We start from the raw sequence: 16,275 nt of genomic DNA, 5'->3' as shown, positions 1-16,275 counted from the left end.
GGGCAACAGCGGGTACTAGGCGGACGCCTTGGGCGTCCCGGCGCTGAATCCGCTGAAGAAGCCTCCAGCGACCACCGGTTGCGGGGCCGTGACGACGGCGGGCTTGGAGGAGTGGACGGTTTCCGGGCGGGACTGCAGCAGGAGCAGGTTCGCGCCGTCCGGCAGGTCCGTGTCAAGGGCCCACTCGATGTCCTGCGGGCACTTGTAGTGTTTCTCCGCGCGCTTGGCCATCAGCGCCACGGCGCTGAGTTCAGCGTCGCTGAGGCTGCGCCGGCCGCGGCGTTCGGCGTCGACTTCCCGCTCCACCAGGCGGCCGGCAACGGCGTCCGGGACGAGTTCGGCGTGCTTGTCGCCGAGGTGTTCGGAGATGACGGCCAAGGTGACTTTGTCCAGCATGATGTTGTCCGGGGTGACCTGGCCTGAGACCACCATCTCGCCGACGCCGTAAGAGGAGTCGATGGTGATCTTGGAGCGGTCGCCGTTGGTGGGGTCCATGGTGATCGCGACGCCGGAGACGCGGGCGTTGACCATCTTCTGCACCACGACGGCCATCGAGAGGCCCTCGTTGGGGATGCTGTTCTTCAGCCGGTAAATGATGGCGCGGGAGGTGAACAGCGATGCCCAGCACTGCCGGATGTGATCGGTGACGGCCTTGACGCCGTGCAGCCAGAGATAGGTGTCCTGCTGGCCGGCGAAGGAGGCGTCCGGGAGGTCCTCGGCGGTGGCGCTGGAGCGCACGGCCACCGGCACGGGCGCCTCGAAGCGTGACATCAGGGCCTCGTAGGCGCCGACGGTGAGCTCGCGCAGCGCTTGCGGCACCGGGCGGGAGCAGATGTCCTCGCGGATGGCGGCCGAGACCTTATCCACCTGGCCCATGTCCTCGGGGTCGAGATCGGCCAGGAGCTGGTGAATATGCCGGGTGATGCCGGCTTCCTGCATAAAGGCGTCAAACTGCGCGGTGGTGACCACGAAGCCTGGCGGGACGGGCATGCCGGCGGAAGTCATGGTGACCAGGGACGCGCCCTTGCCGCCAAGGTTGTCGAGCTTCGGTTCGATGCCGCCGTCGAAGAACTGGATGTACTCGTTGCTTTGCATTTTCCTTAGGCCTTCCAGCTGACGGGGACGGTCTCGGGGACGCGGAAGGACAGGTTTTCGCGGAAGGTGATGGCTTCCGGGTTCTCCAGCTGCAGTTCCGGGGCGAGCCGGGCCACTTCCTCAAGGGCAATCTTGGCCTGGAGCTTGGCGAGCATGTTGCCCAGGCAGTAGTGGATGCCGAACCCGAAGGAGAGGTGCTCGCGGGCGTTGGGACGGCTGATGTCGAAGACCTCGCCGGCGTCGAACTTGTTCTCGTCACGGTTGGCAGAGCCCATCAGGAGCAGCAGCTGCGCGCCTTCCTCGATGGGGACGCCGCCGACTTCGGTGTCTGTGAGCGCCTTGCGCCGCCAGCCGACGATCGAGCCGGCGTAGCGGAGCACCTCGTCGATTGCGGCGGGGATCTTCTTGGGGTCCTCGACCAGCTGCTTCCACTGGCCCGGGCGGGCCAGGAGCTCGCGGAGGGCGTTGGAGATCAGCGTGGTGGTGGTCTCGTGGCCGGCGAAAAGCAGGCTGTACAGGACCGAGGCGATCTCATGGTCGGAGATCTCGGCACCCTCCTGCTGCGCCTTTACCAGGTCCGCGGTGAGGTTGTCGCCGCCCTCCTCATGGGCCACCTTGACCAGGCGGAGGCATTCCTGCCAGTACTCCACCAGGTTGTGGGCGTGCGGGATCTGTTCCTCGTCGCTGAGGTCGCCCCAGGTCATCGCCGCGCGGGAATCGCTCCAGCGCTTGAAGGTGTCCACCTGGGAGACATCCGCGCCGATGAGGGTGAGGATGGTGATGGTGGGGACGTCGTAGGCGAGATCCTTGACCATGTCGCCGCGGTGTTCCGGGTGGGCCAGCATCTTCTCCAGCAGGTCGACGACGTTCTGCCGGATGAACGGTTCCAGCGCCTTGTAGCGGCGCGGCGTGAAGGCTTTCTGGACCACGGCGCGGATGCGGGTGTGCTCCGGCGGGCGCCGCGCCGACAGGCCCGAGTAGGCGGTGAACCCGCCCTCTTCCATGATCTTCTTCGCCGCAGCGCCGCGCTCGCGGACCGGGGCCTGGGCATTTTCGCTGGAGAAGGTCTCCCAGTCCTCAAAGACGGCCTTGATGTCGTCATAGCGGGAGACGACGTAGAGGCCCACCCGCTCGTCGAACATCACGGGCTGCTCGGCCCGGAGTTCAGCATAGGCGGGAAACGGATCCTTCATCTGGAACGGCTCATAGCCGTGGTGCCCTGCGGGGGCTTCGGCGCCGTGTCCAAAGGGACAGCGGCCGGCCGTTTCCGTCGAGGGTGACATCTAAGCTCCTAGGTTTTCGGTCCCGCCGGCAGCGCCAGTGCATGCCGGGGTTCTTATCTCCCAGTGTGGCCCCGGTCACTCCCCGCGGATAGCGTGTGCTTCCACTGGGTGGAAAGGACTTGTTCCAGGGCCGGGCCCGGCCGATCCCCCTGGACAGCGTCGGGCCGGGGGTGCGGGGTGCGGCCCGGGGTGCGGGGGCACTTCGACGCGGCCACGCCGCCAACACAGCGGCCGACGTCGAAGATTGCCGTCAAAGTGCTTGCCGTCAAAGTGCCCCCGGACGGACCCTCCGGCGCCGGGAGCAGACAGCACTCGGGGCGTGCCCGGCTCAGTCCGTGCCGGCGACGTGGCTGCCCAGCAGCGTCTCCAGCGGGATCCTCGCGGTGGCACGCTCAATCTGGGCTGCGATGCCCCGCAGGACGGGCAGGTGCCGGGTCATTGTGGCGGCCTGGCTGGTGGGAAGCACCAGGCCGATGGAGGCGCCGATCCTGCCGGTATGGAAGACCGGGACCGCGATCGAACAGGAGCCCAGCCGCACCTCCTCCAGCGTGGTGGCGTACCCCTGCTCCCGGATCTGGACCAGTTCCGCGGCCAGCTTTTTGGGGTCCACATGGGTGTGGGCGGTGTGCCGCTCCAGCTGCCGGTTCAGGTACGCGTCCCGGACCCAGTCCTGCTCGTAAGCCAGGATCACCTTGCCGACGGCGGTCGCGTGCATGGGCAGCCGGCCGCCGACCCGGGAGGCCCGCGGCACCCGTTTTGAACCGTAAACGCGGTCGATGTAGAGCACCTCGTGGCCGGCCCGGACCGCAAGGTGCGCGGTTTCCCCCGTGAGCGAGAACAAATCCTGCACGTAGGGCCTGGCCGCGTCACGCAGCTGCCTCCCCGTGTTCTGCGCCAGCTCCCACAGCCGGATGCCCAGCTGGTAGCGCCCGTTCGGTTCCCGGGACAGGAATCCCCACGCGGTGAGTTCGGTGACCAGCCGGTGGGCAGTACTCAGCGGCAGCCCGGATTTCTCGGCGATCCCGGTCAGGCTGAGGGCACCACGGGATGTTTCGAAGGCTTCCAGGATGGCGAGGACCTTCGAGGTAACGGTCCTGCCGGGTTCGCTGCTGCCGCCAGCCATCCTGACCTCCTTGTCGAGGGCTCATCCCGCCCTTCTGTTCAAAAAGCTCCAGTCCCTTTTCGAGCAACATCCTGCGGGTCATCTGCTTCTGAACTTCTCGGATGCTTGCTACTCCCCAGATTAGTGCCGTCAGGCTACCCCGCCGCCGCGTCCGCACCGGCCGGCAGGGCGACCGGCGCGCTCCAGCCCGGTTTTCGGCTGAAACAACAACGCCGGGTCGGAGACACGCCGGAGTGTTCCGCGCGTCGGAGCTAACAACCGGGCAGGAGCGCGGCCTCGGCTCCCGGCCCGGATCGGATAGCCGCGGTTGTGCTAGATTTCGGCCCATGACCTCGCACCCGCCAAGCCACCATGCCGACGCGCCCGCCGCCGCCGCTATCGGGCTGTTGGCGAGGCAGGGCTATGACGCAACGTCCGTAGAAGACCTTGCGGACGCCGCGGGCATGAGCCGCAGCACCTTCTTTCGGAAGTTCGGCTCCAAGGAGGATGTGGTCTTCGCGGACCACGAGCGGATCCTGCGGCAGGTGACGGACAGCCTGGCGGAAACGATGCAGGAACCACTGGCAGCGATCGGGGACGCGGCGCTGCTGGTTTTCAACCACCACTTGCGGAACGGGGAAACGTCCCGGGCGCGTTATGAACTGATGCAGGCCGTCCCCGCGCTGCGGGACCGGGAGCTGGTCACCTCGCACCGGTACGAGAGGGCGTTCCTCCAGCACCTGCTGGACAAGCTGCCCGACGCCGAGCACCGCGAGTACAAGGCCGTCTCCTTCGCCGCGGCCGTCGTCGCGGTCCACAACGCCTTCCTCCGGCGCTGGCTTCGCAGCGGGGCGGCCCAGGAAACCGAGTCGGCCGCCCGGGACAGGGCAACGGCGCTCGCGAACGAGCTTCAGGCCCTCTCCGAGATCTTCCGGCCGGTCTTACTGGGCTCCGGACCGGCGCACCCGGCCCCCGCCGTCGTCGTGACTGTCCTCGCGGCAGGCGCAGACAAGGACGCGATAGTGCAGGCCGTCCGCGATGCCCTGCCCTAGGCTCGACACGCCACTTCTGGCACTGAGTTTCTTGACGTGAGACTCCGTTTCAATGCATCCTTAGTCGGTGTGGCCTGAACCACACTACGCGGGGCGGAGAAACCCCGCGCCCCAGACAGAGGACTTACCCATGACGACGACGTCGCCCGGTTCCGGGCTCACCGCCACAGCGGCCACGGACGAATTTCCGCTCGGCACGGTCGAACCCGACTACGTGCTCACCGAAGCCCTGGGCACGGATCCCGCCTCCGTGTTCGCCACGATCGGCGACGAGGACCGCGGCTACTGGGAACGTGCCCGCAACTTCGTCCAGGCCGAGGTACTTCCAGTCATAGACAGTTACTGGGAGCGCGCCGAGTATCCGCTGCACCTCCTACGCCGCCTCGGCGAGCTGGACCTGCTGCGCGACGGCGTCCCCGTGGAAGGGTTCCCCGCGATGACCAGCATGGCCGCCGGCCTGGTGAACATGGAGATCAGCCGAGGCGACGGCTCCGTGGCGACCATGATCGCGGTCCAGGGCGGGCTCGCCCTGCGGTCCGTAGCGGAGTGCGGGTCTGCCGAGCAGAAGGAACGCTGGCTGCCGGCGATCGCCGCCGGCACGGAATACGCCGCGTTTGCGCTGACGGAACCGACCCACGGCTCGGATTCGGTGGCCCTTGAATCCACGGCCACCAGCACGGAGGGCGGCTTCCTTCTCAACGGCGAAAAGAAATGGATCGGCAACGGCTCCGTCGGCGGCGTCAGCGTGGTGTGGGCCAGGGGTGAGGACGGCCAGGTTCACGGCTATCTGGTACCGCAGGACTCCCCCGGCTACTCCGCTACAAGGATCGAAGGCAAGCTGGCCTTGCGTGCCATCTGGCAGGCCCACATCCGGCTCGAAAACGTCTTCGTCCCGCAGGAGAACGTGCTGCCGGGGGCGCGGACCTTCAAGGACACGGCCCGCGTCCTGCTGGCGACCCGGCTCGGCGTCGCCTGGTCCGCCGTCGGACATGCCACCGCCTGCTACGAAACCGCGGTTCAGTACGCCAAGCAGCGCGTGCAGTTCGGCCGGCCGCTGGCTGCTTCCCAGATCGTGCAGGAAAGACTGGCCCGGATGCTCAGCGAACTGGCCACCATGCAGCTGATGGTCGTCCAGATGACCCGCCTCGACGAGGAAGGGTCGCTCACCCCCGAGCAAGCCTCACTGGCCAAATACACCTGCACCCGCACAGCCCGCGGCATTGCCTCCAACGCCCGGGATCTCCTCGGCGGCAACGGCATCCTGCTGGCCAACCGCGTCGCCCGGCATTTGGCCGACATCGAAGCCATCCACACCTACGAGGGCACCGAGACCATGCAGGCGCTCATCATCGGCCGCGGAATCACCGGCACCTCAGCCTTCGCCTGACCAACGTTGTTCCTCCGAAAGGACTTCCCATGAACCAGAATGCCAACATCCCCGTCATCCTCGGCGGCGCCCGGACACCTTTCGGCCGCTTCCGCGGCGGCCTGACACCCTTCTCGTCCAGCGAGCTGGGCGCCCACGCCATCCGTGCCGCGCTGGAGCGCACCGGTGTCTCCCCGGAACAGGTCGGCGCGGTCATCGTCGGACAGGTCATCCAGGCCGGAGCAGGCCAGGGCCCAGCGCGCCAGGCCAGCCTGGCCGCCGGCATCGGCTGGGACGTGCCCACCGTGACGATTAACAAGCTCTGCCTCTCCGGGCTCACGGCCGTCATCGACGCCGCCAGGATGATCCGGGCCGGGGAGGCCGACTTCATCGTCGCCGCAGGCCAGGAATCCATGACCAACGCCCCGCACCTGGTCCCGGGGCTGCGCGCAGGTGTCGTCATCGGTGACGCACCCATGCTCGACTCCCTGAACCACGACGGCCTGCAGGACCCGGTCAGTGGCAAGCTGATGGGCGAAGCCACCGACGCAGGAAACACCGAGCGGGGGATCAGCCGGGCCGAGCAGGACGCCGTCGCGGCCCGCTCCCACCAGCGCGCCGAGGCGGCACGCGCCGCCGGGGTGCTTGCGGAGGAAATTGCGCCCATCCAGGTGCCGCAACGCAAGGGGCCCGCCCTGACGCTGGAACACGACGAGGGAATCCGGCCGGAGACCACCGCCGAATCCCTGGCCCAGCTCCGGCCCGCCTTCTCGAAAGACGAAGCGGCAACCATCACCGCCGGTTCGGCCTCGCCGCTTTCCGATGGCGCCGCCGCGCTGGTGATTGCCAGCAAGGCCGCGGCCATCGCCGCCGGCCTGGACTGGATCGCCGAAATCGGCGCCCACGGCCAGACCGCGGGACCGGACGGATCCCTGCACTCCCAGCCGGCCCGTGCCATTGAACGCGCCTTGTCTCAGGAGGGGCTCACCGCCGGGGACCTCGACCTGGTCGAAATCAACGAAGCCTTCGCCTCGGTCCTCATCCAGTCAGCCAACGACCTCGGCATCGAGACCGACGTCGTCAACGCCGACGGCGGTGCAATCGCCCTCGGCCACCCGGTGGGGGCTTCGGGCGCCCGCCTGGTCCTGCACCAGGCGCTGGCGCTGAAGCGCCGCGGCGGAGGCACCGGCGTCGTCGCCCTCTGCGGCGGCGGCGGCCAGGGCGATGCCCTGATCCTCAAAGCTTAATCAACCCTACGAAGAAGCAGGCCATGACCAACACCACCACCGGCGACGGCTTCGCCACCATTTCCGTTGCGGCGATCCTGGCGGAATCCGCCAAGCGGACGCCGGACAGCGTCGCCCTCATCGTCGGTGACGACGAAACCAGCTACGGAGATCTGTGGCGTGAGACGCGCGCCTACGCCGGGGCGCTCCGGGCGCGCGGCGTCGGCCCGGGAGACGCCGTCGCCGTCCTGATCCCCAACGTCCCGGATTTCGCCCGCGTCTACTACGCCGTCCTGTCGCTGGGAGCCATTGTGGTTCCGGTGCACGCCCTGCTCAAGGCACGCGAAATCGAATACGTCCTCCAGGACAGCGGCGCCAGAATGTTGATCTGCGCCGCCGCGCTGCTCAAGGAAGGTGCCGCCGGCGCCGCCAGCACCGGCGTCGATGTCCTGACGGTCATGGCGCCCGACGACGACGGACTGCCGCGGCTCGAGGCCGAGGCCGCCGCGGCCGAGCCCATCCGCAGCTACGTCCCGTGCCGTCCCTCGGACACCGCCACCATCCTCTATACCTCCGGCACCACCGGCAAACCGAAGGGCGCCCTGGGCACGCACTTCGCCCTGGTGGAACAGACGTCCGTGATCCTGACCAGCGTCATGGACTTCAAGCAGGGCGACGTTCTCTTCGGCGGCCTGCCGCTCTTCCACACCTTCGGCCAGACGGTTGTCCTCAACGCCGGTCTCCGCGCGGGTGCCACGATCGTGATGATGCCCCGCTTCAGCGGCGAGGGCGCCCTGGCGCTGCTGGACCGGCACAAGGTCAATATCTTTGTCGGGGTACCGACGATGTACGTGGCGCTTCTGGAAGCGGCCAAGACGACGGCGGCCCGCCCGGCCGCTCTCCGTTACGGCGTCTCCGGCGGGGCGTCGTTGCCGCTTGCGGTGATGGACAAGTTCCGCGACGTCTTTGGGGTGGAGATCCATGAAGGGTACGGCCTGACCGAAACGTCCCCCGTCGCCGCGTTCAACCACGTAGGCACGGCACCGAGGCCCGGCACCATCGGGATCCCGATCTGGGGCGTCGACATTGAAATCGCGCGCGCCGAAACTGTCGAAAGCATCGAACTGCTGCCGACCGGCGAACTCGGCGAGCTCGTCGTCCGCGGCCACCTGCTGATGAAGGGGTACTTGAACCGACCCGAGGCCACCGCCGAGGCCGTCGTGGACGGCTGGTTCCGGACCGGGGATCTTGGCACCAAGGACGAGGATGGCTACCTCACCATCGTGGACCGCAAGAAGGACATGATCATCCGGAACGGCTACAACGTCTACCCCCGTGAGGTCGAGGAAATTCTCCTCTCCCACCCCCAGGTTGTCAGCGCCGCCGTCTATGGAATCCCGCACGATGTCCACGGCCAGGAAATTGCGGCCGCGATCGTGCTCGATGCGGGGGCCGCCACCACCGAGACCGAGCTGATCGACTTCGCAAGCGCCCAACTGGCTGCATACAAGTATCCGCGCGTCATCAGGCTGCTCACGGAACTCCCGCTCGGCCCCAGCGGGAAGATCCTCAAGCGAAGCCTGGCCGCCGAGTCCCCCGGGGCCTGAGGCCGGTTGCGGCGACGGCGGGCAGGCCGGGTGGCATTGACGCTTATCGATATACTGACGGTAAGTGTCTTACTCAAGTCGGCGCGCCCCCGCCGGGGACCGTGCCGGTGTGAGCCAGCCAAGGAGAACTTCATGTCTGCTGCCCGAAGCCTTGAGCCGGCCGGACGCTGCGGCGGCTCGACAAGCTGCTGTGAGGTTCCGGCGTGAAATTTCTCGAGAATGCTCCGCGGTTCGTCTTCTTCACCGGCAAGGGTGGCGTAGGGAAAACGTCCATAGCGTGCGCAACAGCGCTAAGCCTCGCGAGGACCGGCCAGAGGGTCTTGTTGGTCAGCACCGACCCGGCCTCCAACGTCGGGCAGGTCTTCGGCCTGAGCATCGGGAACATGGTCACCCCCATCCCGGGCGCGCCGGGTCTCTCTGCCTTGGAAATTGACCCGGAGCAGGCCGTCGCGGCCTACCGGGAACGGATCCTCGCGCCCGTCCGGGGGCTCCTGCCCGAGTCGGAACTGGCCGGCATCACCGAGAGCCTCTCAGGTTCGTGCACCACGGAGATCGCCTCCTTCGACGAGTTCACCAACCTACTCGCCGACGACAGCTCCTACGGGGATTATGACCACATCATCTTCGATACCGCCCCGACGGGCCACACGCTCCGCCTGCTGCAACTGCCCGGCTCGTGGACCGATTTCCTGGCGGCCGGCAAGGGCGACCCGTCCTGCCTGGGCCCGCTGTCAGGGCTCGAGAAGCACAAACAGGTGTACGCCACGGCAGTCCGGGCCCTCACCGATCCGACGAGGACCCGGCTTGTCCTGGTCACGCGTGCGCAGACTTCGTCCCTGAGCGAGATCGAGCGGACATATCTCGAACTCAACCAGATCGGAATCGGGGGCGGTTACGTCGTCGTCAACGGCCTCCTGCCGGAAGCCGCAGGCGAGGAGGAACTGGCGCGGGCCCTGAGGGCCCGCGAGTCCGCAGCCCTGGCCGCCATACCGGACGCCGTCGCCGGGCTGCCCCGCGATGTCCTGGAGCTGAAGCCGGGCAACATGGTCGGCATTCCGGCACTTGAGTCCCTGTTCGTAGCCACTTCCGACGCCGGAATCACGGCGGATGCGGCCCGGGTGACGGAAGTCCACGACGCCCCGCTGGCCGCCCTCGTGAACGAGTTGGAATCCGACGGCCACGGCCTCGTGCTGTGCATGGGCAAGGGCGGAGTCGGGAAGACCACCGTCGCTGCCGCCATCGCCGTCGCGCTGGCCAAAAGGGGCCATGCGGTCCACCTCACCACGACTGACCCCGCAGCCCATCTGACCGAAACACTCCACGGTTCCGTGAAGGGCCTGACGGTCTCGCGCATCGATCCGGAGGCGGCCATCCAGGAGTACCGCAGCCACGTCATGGCGACCAAAGGCCGGACCCTGGACGAGGAAGGACGTGCGGCGCTGGCCGAGGACCTGCTGTCCCCGTGCACCGACGAGGTGGCCGTGTTCCGCCAGTTCTCCCGGGTGGTGCAGGAGTCCCGCCGGCACTTTGTTGTCATCGACACCGCGCCCACCGGCCACACCCTGCTGCTCCTGGACGCCACGGGCTCCTACCACCGCGAAATTGCCCGCCAGGTCGGCGACACCATGGGGTTCGTAACGCCGCTCATGCGGTTACAGGACCCGGCACAGACCAAGGTTGTTCTCGTCACCCTGGCCGAACCGACGCCGGTGCTCGAAGCAGAGGAACTGCAGGCTGACCTGGAAAGGGCAGGGATTCATCCCTGGGCCTGGGTGGTCAACAACTCGATCGCCGCCGCGCACCCGGAAACGCCGTTCCTGCAGGCCCGCGCCGCGAGCGAAGTCGAACAGATTTCCAAGGTGCGGACCCTGACGGGCCGGGTAGCCCTCATTCCGTTGCTGCCCGACGAGCCCATCGGCGAAGACAAACTATCGGCCCTGACCGCCCTCAGCTCCCTGCCCGCCTGAGCTGGATCCGGGCCCGGCCTTCGCCGCAGCCCGGCTAGCCCTCCGGGCCGCGGTCCAGCAGCGCCTCGAGGTCCCGGGCCGTGGCATCCAGCCTGGCGATCGTGTCCCGCTGGATCGACCGCAGGTACTCGGCATCGGACTCGCCGTCCTGTACCCAGTCCTCATCTCCCGGTGCATCCATGGCCCGGCGCGTGTTGGCGGTCGCGATCCTGACGTTGTCCAGCATCGCGCGCAAGCGGTCCTCAGTGCTGGGGGTCTCGGTCTTCATGTGTCCTCCTTGCCTTTGGTCCTGTTGGCAGGTCCCAGGGACTACCTTCCCCGTCGGCGCGTCGGCAGCACAAGAACTAAAAGACCCGGGTGCGCCGTTCAATCAGGACGGTGTCCTGCCACTGACCCGCGGCGGGACCATAAGCCATCCGGGCAATCTTTTCCCGCCGGCCGACCACCCTGAATCCGTGGGCAAGGTGCAGGTTCAGGCTCTGCTCGTTTTCAGGGAAGACGCTCGCCTGGAGGGTCCAAATGCCGTCCCGTTCCGTCGAAGCGATCAAGAACCGGAGGAGGACGGATCCAATCCGCCTGCCGCGTGCCGCCTCGGATACGTAAATGGAATGTTCCACCACGCCGGAGTAAACCGGGCGGCCGGATACGGCGGAGACGGCCGCCCAGCCGAGGATCCCGGCATCGGGCGCCTCCGCCACCAGGCGGTGGGACGCAAGCCGCGAACCGTCAAAACGGGACCAGTCCGGCGCCTCGGCCTCGAACGTCGCCTGCCCGGTCGCGATTCCTTCGCTGTAGATCCGCCGGACGTCGGGCCAGTCCGATTCCCGCATCGGCCGGACAGTGACGTCCGGCGCGGCGGCCGCGCTCACAGGGAAGCCAGCAGGCCGGCCGTCTGCTCAAGGGCCCCGGGAACCAGCGAGTAATAAGCCCAGGTGCCGCGCTTCTCACGGTGCAGCAGGCCGGCGTCGACCAGAATCTTAAGGTGGTGCGACACGGTGGGCTGGCCCAGGTCAAGCGGCTCGGTGAGATCGCAGACGCACGCTTCCCCGTCGCCGGTGCCCTTGACGATGGAGAGCAGCCGGAGCCTGTTGGGGTCCGACAGGGCCTTGAAGACGACGGCCTTTCGCTGGGCATCCTCTGCACTGAGGACCGGCTGGCCGGACGGTGCACAGCAGGCCTCGTCAAGGGCCGGTTCAAGGGTTTGCAGAGAGTTCATGCCTCTATTATGCACATTGATTGACATTCATCGATATAGTTGGCGATACTTCATATCGACAAGCATCAATTTATCGTAGCGCTGCACAGATAGCCCTGCACCAAAACGGCCGCGCCAGCGGGGCCACAAGCAGAACCGCGCCAGCGCAGCATAGGAGTTCCGTGAGCATCCAGACCGACCAGTCGCCCGCCCCTGAAGATGAGGCTGCCGTCGCCGGCAAACTCTCCACCGTGGACCGTTTCCTCCCGGTGTGGATCATTGCCGCCATGGTCCTCGGACTGCTTCTGGGCAGCTTCATCCCGGGCCTGAACACGGCGCTGGAGGCGGTCAAGGTCGGCGAAGTATCGCTGCCGATCGCCGTCGGCCTGCTGGTGATGATGTACCCGGTGCTCGCGAAGGTCCGCTACGACCAGACGCACCGCGTCATCGGCGACCGCAAACTGATGATTACCTCACTGGTCCTGAACTGGGTGCTGGCCCCGGCGTTCATGTTCGCCCTGGCCTGGCTCTTCATCCCGGACCTGCCCGAGTACCGCACCGGGCTGATCATTGTCGGCCTGGCCCGCTGCATCGCGATGGTCATGATCTGGAACGACCTTGCCTGCGGCGACCGGGAAGCCGCCGCCGTGCTGGTAGCCATCAACTCCGTCTTCCAGGTCATCGCCTTCGGTGCGCTGGGCTGGTTCTACCTTCAGCTCCTGCCGTCCTTGCTTGGGCTGCCGACCACCAGCGCGGACTTCTCCTTCTGGTCCATCACCGCCTCCGTGCTGGTGTTCCTGGGGGTCCCGTTGCTGGCAGGCTTCCTGACCCGCACCATCGGCGAGAAAGCCAAGGGCCGCGACTGGTATGAAGGCACCTTGCTCCCCCGGCTCGGCCCGTGGGCGCTGTACGGTCTGCTTTTCACCATCACCTTGCTCTTCGCCCTGCAGGGCGGGACCATCACGTCCCGGCCCGTGGACGTCGCCCGGATCGCCTTGCCGCTGCTGGTGTACTTCCTGGTCGTGTTCGGCGCCGGGATGCTGGTCGGCAAGCGGCTGGACCTCGGCTACGCGAAGACCACCACGTTGGCGTTCACGGCTGCCGGCAACAACTTCGAACTCGCCATCGCCGTGGCGATCGGTACCTTCGGCGTCACCTCGGGACAAGCCCTGGCCGGCGTCGTCGGGCCCTTGATCGAAGTCCCCGTCCTCGTTGCACTGGTTTACGTGGCCCTCTGGGCCCGCAAGCGCTACTTTAGCCCCCACCCCCTTTCCGCCTAACCCCACAAACTTCAGGAGAACACCATGAGCACCGACACCGCCAAGAAGCCCTCCGTCCTTTTCGTTTGCGTCCACAATGCCGGCCGCTCCCAGATGGCCGCCGCCTTCCTCACCACCCTCGGCGAAGGCCGGATCGAGGTCCGCTCCGCCGGCTCGCAGCCCGCGGAGAAGGTGAACCCCGCCGCCGTCGAAGCCATGGCCGAACTCGGCATCGACATGTCCGCCGAGATCCCCAAGGTCCTCACCACCGAGGCCGTGAAAGAGTCCGACGTCGTCATCACCATGGGCTGCGGCGACACCTGCCCGATCTTCCCCGGCAAGCGCTACGAGGACTGGGAACTCGAGGATCCGGCGGGCCAGGGCGTCGACGCCGTCCGGCCCATCCGCGACGAAATCAAGTCCCGCATCGAGGGCCTCATCGCTTCCCTCACCCCCGCCGCCAAGTAGCCCCAACCGGAAGAAACAGAGGACACCATGGCTGTAACCACAACCCTTCCCGTAGCTGTCATCGGGGCCGGGCCGATCGGCCTCGCCGCGGCAGCCCACCTGCTCGAGCGAGGCCTCGAGCCGCTCATTCTTGAGGCCGGCCCGACCCCGGCCGCCGCCATCGAGCAGTGGCGCCACATCCGGCTGTTCTCGCCGTGGCAGTACAACACCGACGCCGCCGCCGTCCGCCTGCTCGCCGCTACCGGCTGGGAAGCTCCTGAGCCGACGGCGCTGCCCACCGGCGGCGACCTCATCGACCGGTACCTCACCCCGCTGGCTTCACTCCCGGCGATCGCGTCACGCCTGCACACCGGCGCCCACGTCGTCGCGGTAACCCGTCTGGGAATGGACAAGACCCACAGCCGGAACCGTGACACCACCCCCTTCGTGGTCCGGGTTGAACACGCCGACGGCGAAGTCCGCGACTACCGGGCCGCCGCTGTCATTGACGCCTCCGGCACCTGGTCCACCCGCAACCCGCTCGGAACCTCGGGATTGCCTGCCGTCGGCGAAGCCGCCGCTGCCGGCCACATCTCCTCTCCCCTGCCGGACGTGCTGGCACGCCACCGTGGGGCCTTTGCCGGCCGCACCGCCGTCGTGGTCGGCGCGGGACACTCCGCCGCCAACACCCTGATCAACCTCTCCGAGCTCGCAAGCGAGGAGCCCGGGACGAAGATCGTCTGGGCGATCCGCGGCGCTTCGGCAGCCAAGGTCTACGGCGGCGGCGACGCCGACGGTCTCGCCGCCCGCGGCCAGCTCGGCAGCCGGCTCCGCGCCCTGGTGGAGGACGGCACCGTTGAGCTGCACACCGGCTTTGGTATCGCCGGCCTCGCCGCCGACGACGCCGCCGTCACCCTGACCGCCGCCGACGGCCGCACCCTCGTCGCCGACGTCGTCGTTCCGGCCACCGGGTTCCGCCCGAACCTCGACATGCTCCGGGAACTCCGGCTGGAGCTGGACCCCGGCGTCGAGGCACCGCGGGAACTCGGCCCGCTGATCGACCCCGAGTTCCACTCCTGCGGCACCGTGGAACCGCACGGCGCCAAGATGCTGGCCCACCCGGAGCAAGATTTCTACATCGTGGGCATGAAGTCCTACGGCCGGGCGCCGACCTTCCTGCTGGCCACCGGCTACGAACAGGTCCGTTCCGTCGCGGCCGCCCTGGCCGGGGACCGTGAAGCCGCCGACACCGTCCAGCTCGAACTGCCGGAGACCGGGGTCTGCTCCTCGGACATCGGCACCAGTTGCGACGTCCCGGCCGCGGCAACGGGTTTCGTGGCGGAAACCTCCGGCGGCTGCTGCGGGGCGCCCGAGCCCGTACTCGTCGGGTTCCCCACCGGCCTGGCGCACGGCCGCTCCGGCGATAACTGACCACCCGACCGGGACCTCCCGTTGCCAACGCACGCTCCCACCCCGACCCTCGTCGCGGAGGGCGCACCGCGTGGCGGCCTCGCCGCACTGTGCATCACCCAGACGACCGGGTGGGGCGTGCTCTATTACGCGCTAATCGCCGCGGTCCGGCCCATCAGCGGGGACACCGGCTGGGATCCCGCCGCGGTCACGGGAGCCTTTTCCGCAGGACTGCTGGTCTCCGCGGTGGCCGGCATCTTTGTGGGCAGGATCCTTGACCGAACCGGACCGCGCGCGTTGATGGTTGGCGGGTCCCTGATTGGCACAGTGGCTATGCTTCTCGTGGCTGCGGCGCCGAGCCTGCCGGTGTTTCTTGCCGCGTGGCTGCTTGCCGGTACCGCGCAAGCCGCAGTGCTGTATCAGCCGGCATTCACGGTGATCAGCCGCTGGTACGGACCCGCACGCATCAGGCCCCTGACCGTCCTGACCCTCGTGGCCGGATTCGCGTCCACGATCTTCGCCCCTGCCACCGCCGCCCTGACCGCCCTATTCGGCTGGCGGGCCGCCTTTGTCATCCTCGCCGGGAGCATGGCGATCATCACGGTTCCGCTGCATGCCCGATTCCTCAACCACAGCTGGTCCCCGGCGGCCGCCAACACGAACGCCGGGGACCGCCGTGCGCTGGCGCGGGATGTCCGGCGAAGCCCGGAATTCCTCGGCCTGCAGGCCCTCATGGCCCTCCTGTGCCTCGGGCTCTACACCGTGACCCTGAACATCATCCCGCTGTTGCTGGAAAAGGGCGCCGACTACGCCACGGCCGCTCTGGGGCTTGGCCTGGTGGGCGGCGGGCAGGTGGCTGGCCGGCTGTTGTTCGCCGCCATCCCGGCCGGCGCCCGGCTGCCCGGCATCACCGGCACGGCGGCGGGTGCCATCCTCCTCCTGGCGGCGCTGCCCGGCCCGGTGCCGGTACTGATCGCGGCCGGGATGGTCGCCGGCGCGGTCCGCGGGTGCCAGACCCTGCTGCAGGCCACGATCGTGGGTGACCGCTGGGGCACCCGGAGCCTGGGCACGCTGCAGGGGATCTTCTCGGCCCCGCTGACAGCAGTTACCGCCATCGCTCCGGCGGCGGGACCCATACTGGCGGCCGGACTGGGCACGTACACGGGCATGACGTACGCCATGTCCGGTGCGGCCGGCACGGCAGCCGTCCTCGCCGCCGTCGTGAGCCAGCGCAAAGTCCGGCCGCACGCAATCAGCTGAGAAGCG

15 protein-coding genes are annotated in these 16,275 nt (G+C 68.0%); 9 read left to right on the top strand and 6 right to left on the bottom strand.

Annotation, left to right across the window (positions count from 1 at the left end; translation table 11 throughout):
- Positions 1 to 15 precede the first annotated feature (15 nt).
- The 3 genes from AB4Y91_RS11510 to AB4Y91_RS11500 form a co-directional block, all read right to left on the bottom strand.
- Positions 16 to 1,095 (bottom strand): PEP/pyruvate-binding domain-containing protein, encoded by a 1,080-nt coding sequence (locus tag AB4Y91_RS11510; protein ID WP_441418613.1) that lies wholly within the window; start codon positions 1,093 to 1,095, stop codon positions 16 to 18.
- A gap of 5 nt (positions 1,096 to 1,100) precedes the next feature.
- A complete protein-coding gene (locus tag AB4Y91_RS11505; RefSeq protein ID WP_441418612.1) occupies positions 1,101 to 2,378 on the bottom strand; it encodes a cytochrome P450 in 1,278 nt (425 codons plus the stop codon).
- 328 nt (positions 2,379 to 2,706) lie between these two features.
- On the bottom strand, positions 2,707 to 3,501 hold the full coding sequence (locus tag AB4Y91_RS11500; RefSeq protein WP_441418611.1) for an IclR family transcriptional regulator: 795 nt from the start codon (positions 3,499 to 3,501) through the stop codon (positions 2,707 to 2,709).
- Positions 3,502 to 3,827: 326 nt separating this feature from the next.
- Here AB4Y91_RS11500 and AB4Y91_RS11495 point away from each other — a divergent pair, with 326 nt between their 5' ends.
- The 5 genes from AB4Y91_RS11495 (at position 3,828) to arsA (ending at position 10,698) form a co-directional block, all read left to right on the top strand.
- On the top strand, positions 3,828 to 4,532 hold the full coding sequence (locus AB4Y91_RS11495) for a TetR/AcrR family transcriptional regulator (RefSeq protein ID WP_441418610.1): 705 nt from the start codon (positions 3,828 to 3,830) through the stop codon (positions 4,530 to 4,532).
- Between the two features lie 130 nt (positions 4,533 to 4,662).
- Complete coding sequence (locus tag AB4Y91_RS11490) at positions 4,663 to 5,919, top strand: acyl-CoA dehydrogenase family protein (RefSeq protein ID WP_441418609.1); 1,257 nt, start codon at positions 4,663 to 4,665, stop codon at positions 5,917 to 5,919.
- Positions 5,920 to 5,948: 29 nt separating this feature from the next.
- A complete protein-coding gene (locus AB4Y91_RS11485; protein ID WP_441418608.1) occupies positions 5,949 to 7,145 on the top strand; it encodes an acetyl-CoA C-acetyltransferase in 1,197 nt (398 codons plus the stop codon).
- Between the two features lie 23 nt (positions 7,146 to 7,168).
- Positions 7,169 to 8,731, top strand: coding sequence for a long-chain-fatty-acid--CoA ligase (locus AB4Y91_RS11480; RefSeq protein WP_441418607.1), 1,563 nt, complete (start codon positions 7,169 to 7,171; stop codon positions 8,729 to 8,731).
- 203 nt (positions 8,732 to 8,934) lie between these two features.
- On the top strand, positions 8,935 to 10,698 hold the full coding sequence (arsA, locus tag AB4Y91_RS11475; RefSeq protein ID WP_441418606.1) for an arsenical pump-driving ATPase: 1,764 nt from the start codon (positions 8,935 to 8,937) through the stop codon (positions 10,696 to 10,698).
- Positions 10,699 to 10,732: 34 nt separating this feature from the next.
- Here arsA and AB4Y91_RS11470 read toward each other — a convergent pair whose 3' ends face one another.
- The 3 genes from AB4Y91_RS11470 to AB4Y91_RS11460 form a co-directional block, all read right to left on the bottom strand.
- Positions 10,733 to 10,966 (bottom strand): hypothetical protein, encoded by a 234-nt coding sequence (locus tag AB4Y91_RS11470; RefSeq protein WP_441418605.1) that lies wholly within the window; start codon positions 10,964 to 10,966, stop codon positions 10,733 to 10,735.
- Positions 10,967 to 11,042: 76 nt separating this feature from the next.
- Entirely contained in the window at positions 11,043 to 11,528 is a 486-nt protein-coding gene (locus AB4Y91_RS11465; protein ID WP_441418747.1) for a GNAT family N-acetyltransferase, read from the bottom strand.
- Positions 11,529 to 11,563: 35 nt separating this feature from the next.
- Positions 11,564 to 11,914, bottom strand: a complete 351-nt coding sequence (locus AB4Y91_RS11460; protein WP_441418604.1) for an ArsR/SmtB family transcription factor — start codon at positions 11,912 to 11,914, stop codon at positions 11,564 to 11,566.
- 167 nt (positions 11,915 to 12,081) lie between these two features.
- Here AB4Y91_RS11460 and arsB point away from each other — a divergent pair, with 167 nt between their 5' ends.
- Genes arsB through AB4Y91_RS11440 form a run of 4 tightly spaced genes read left to right on the top strand, consistent with a single transcriptional unit; the run spans position 12,082 to position 16,269 of the window.
- The gene (gene arsB, locus AB4Y91_RS11455) at positions 12,082 to 13,173 is read left to right on the top strand and encodes an ACR3 family arsenite efflux transporter (RefSeq protein ID WP_441418746.1); all 1,092 of its coding nucleotides are present in this window, start codon (positions 12,082 to 12,084) and stop codon (positions 13,171 to 13,173) included.
- A gap of 24 nt (positions 13,174 to 13,197) precedes the next feature.
- Positions 13,198 to 13,620 (top strand): arsenate reductase ArsC, encoded by a 423-nt coding sequence (locus AB4Y91_RS11450; protein ID WP_441418603.1) that lies wholly within the window; start codon positions 13,198 to 13,200, stop codon positions 13,618 to 13,620.
- 27 nt (positions 13,621 to 13,647) lie between these two features.
- A complete protein-coding gene (locus AB4Y91_RS11445) occupies positions 13,648 to 15,030 on the top strand; it encodes an FAD-dependent oxidoreductase (protein ID WP_441418602.1) in 1,383 nt (460 codons plus the stop codon).
- 21 nt (positions 15,031 to 15,051) lie between these two features.
- A complete protein-coding gene (locus AB4Y91_RS11440) occupies positions 15,052 to 16,269 on the top strand; it encodes an MFS transporter (protein WP_441418601.1) in 1,218 nt (405 codons plus the stop codon).
- Positions 16,270 to 16,275: the final 6 nt, after the last annotated feature.

The sequence above is a fragment of the Arthrobacter sp. YAF16 genome, assembly GCF_052113385.1.
Classification (GTDB): domain Bacteria; phylum Actinomycetota; class Actinomycetes; order Actinomycetales; family Micrococcaceae; genus Arthrobacter.
The sequence above is the reverse complement of the archived record's forward strand: the minus strand, read 5'-3'. Positions and strand labels throughout refer to the sequence as shown.

Excerpts from the sequence above, each read along its gene's own strand:
- AB4Y91_RS11510 (WP_441418613.1), bottom strand. The coding sequence starts at position 1,095 with ATGCAAAGCAACGAGTACATCCAGTTCTTCGACGGCGGCATCGAACCG.
- AB4Y91_RS11505 (WP_441418612.1), bottom strand. The coding sequence starts at position 2,378 with ATGTCACCCTCGACGGAAACGGCCGGCCGCTGTCCCTTTGGACACGGC.
- AB4Y91_RS11500 (WP_441418611.1), bottom strand. The coding sequence starts at position 3,501 with ATGGCTGGCGGCAGCAGCGAACCCGGCAGGACCGTTACCTCGAAGGTC.
- AB4Y91_RS11495 (WP_441418610.1), top strand. The coding sequence starts at position 3,828 with ATGACCTCGCACCCGCCAAGCCACCATGCCGACGCGCCCGCCGCCGCC.
- AB4Y91_RS11490 (WP_441418609.1), top strand. The coding sequence starts at position 4,663 with ATGACGACGACGTCGCCCGGTTCCGGGCTCACCGCCACAGCGGCCACG.
- AB4Y91_RS11485 (WP_441418608.1), top strand. The coding sequence starts at position 5,949 with ATGAACCAGAATGCCAACATCCCCGTCATCCTCGGCGGCGCCCGGACA.
- AB4Y91_RS11480 (WP_441418607.1), top strand. The coding sequence starts at position 7,169 with ATGACCAACACCACCACCGGCGACGGCTTCGCCACCATTTCCGTTGCG.
- AB4Y91_RS11470 (WP_441418605.1), bottom strand. The coding sequence starts at position 10,966 with ATGAAGACCGAGACCCCCAGCACTGAGGACCGCTTGCGCGCGATGCTG.
- AB4Y91_RS11465 (WP_441418747.1), bottom strand. The coding sequence starts at position 11,528 with ATGCGGGAATCGGACTGGCCCGACGTCCGGCGGATCTACAGCGAAGGA.
- AB4Y91_RS11460 (WP_441418604.1), bottom strand. The coding sequence starts at position 11,914 with ATGAACTCTCTGCAAACCCTTGAACCGGCCCTTGACGAGGCCTGCTGT.
- AB4Y91_RS11450 (WP_441418603.1), top strand. The coding sequence starts at position 13,198 with ATGAGCACCGACACCGCCAAGAAGCCCTCCGTCCTTTTCGTTTGCGTC.
- AB4Y91_RS11445 (WP_441418602.1), top strand. The coding sequence starts at position 13,648 with ATGGCTGTAACCACAACCCTTCCCGTAGCTGTCATCGGGGCCGGGCCG.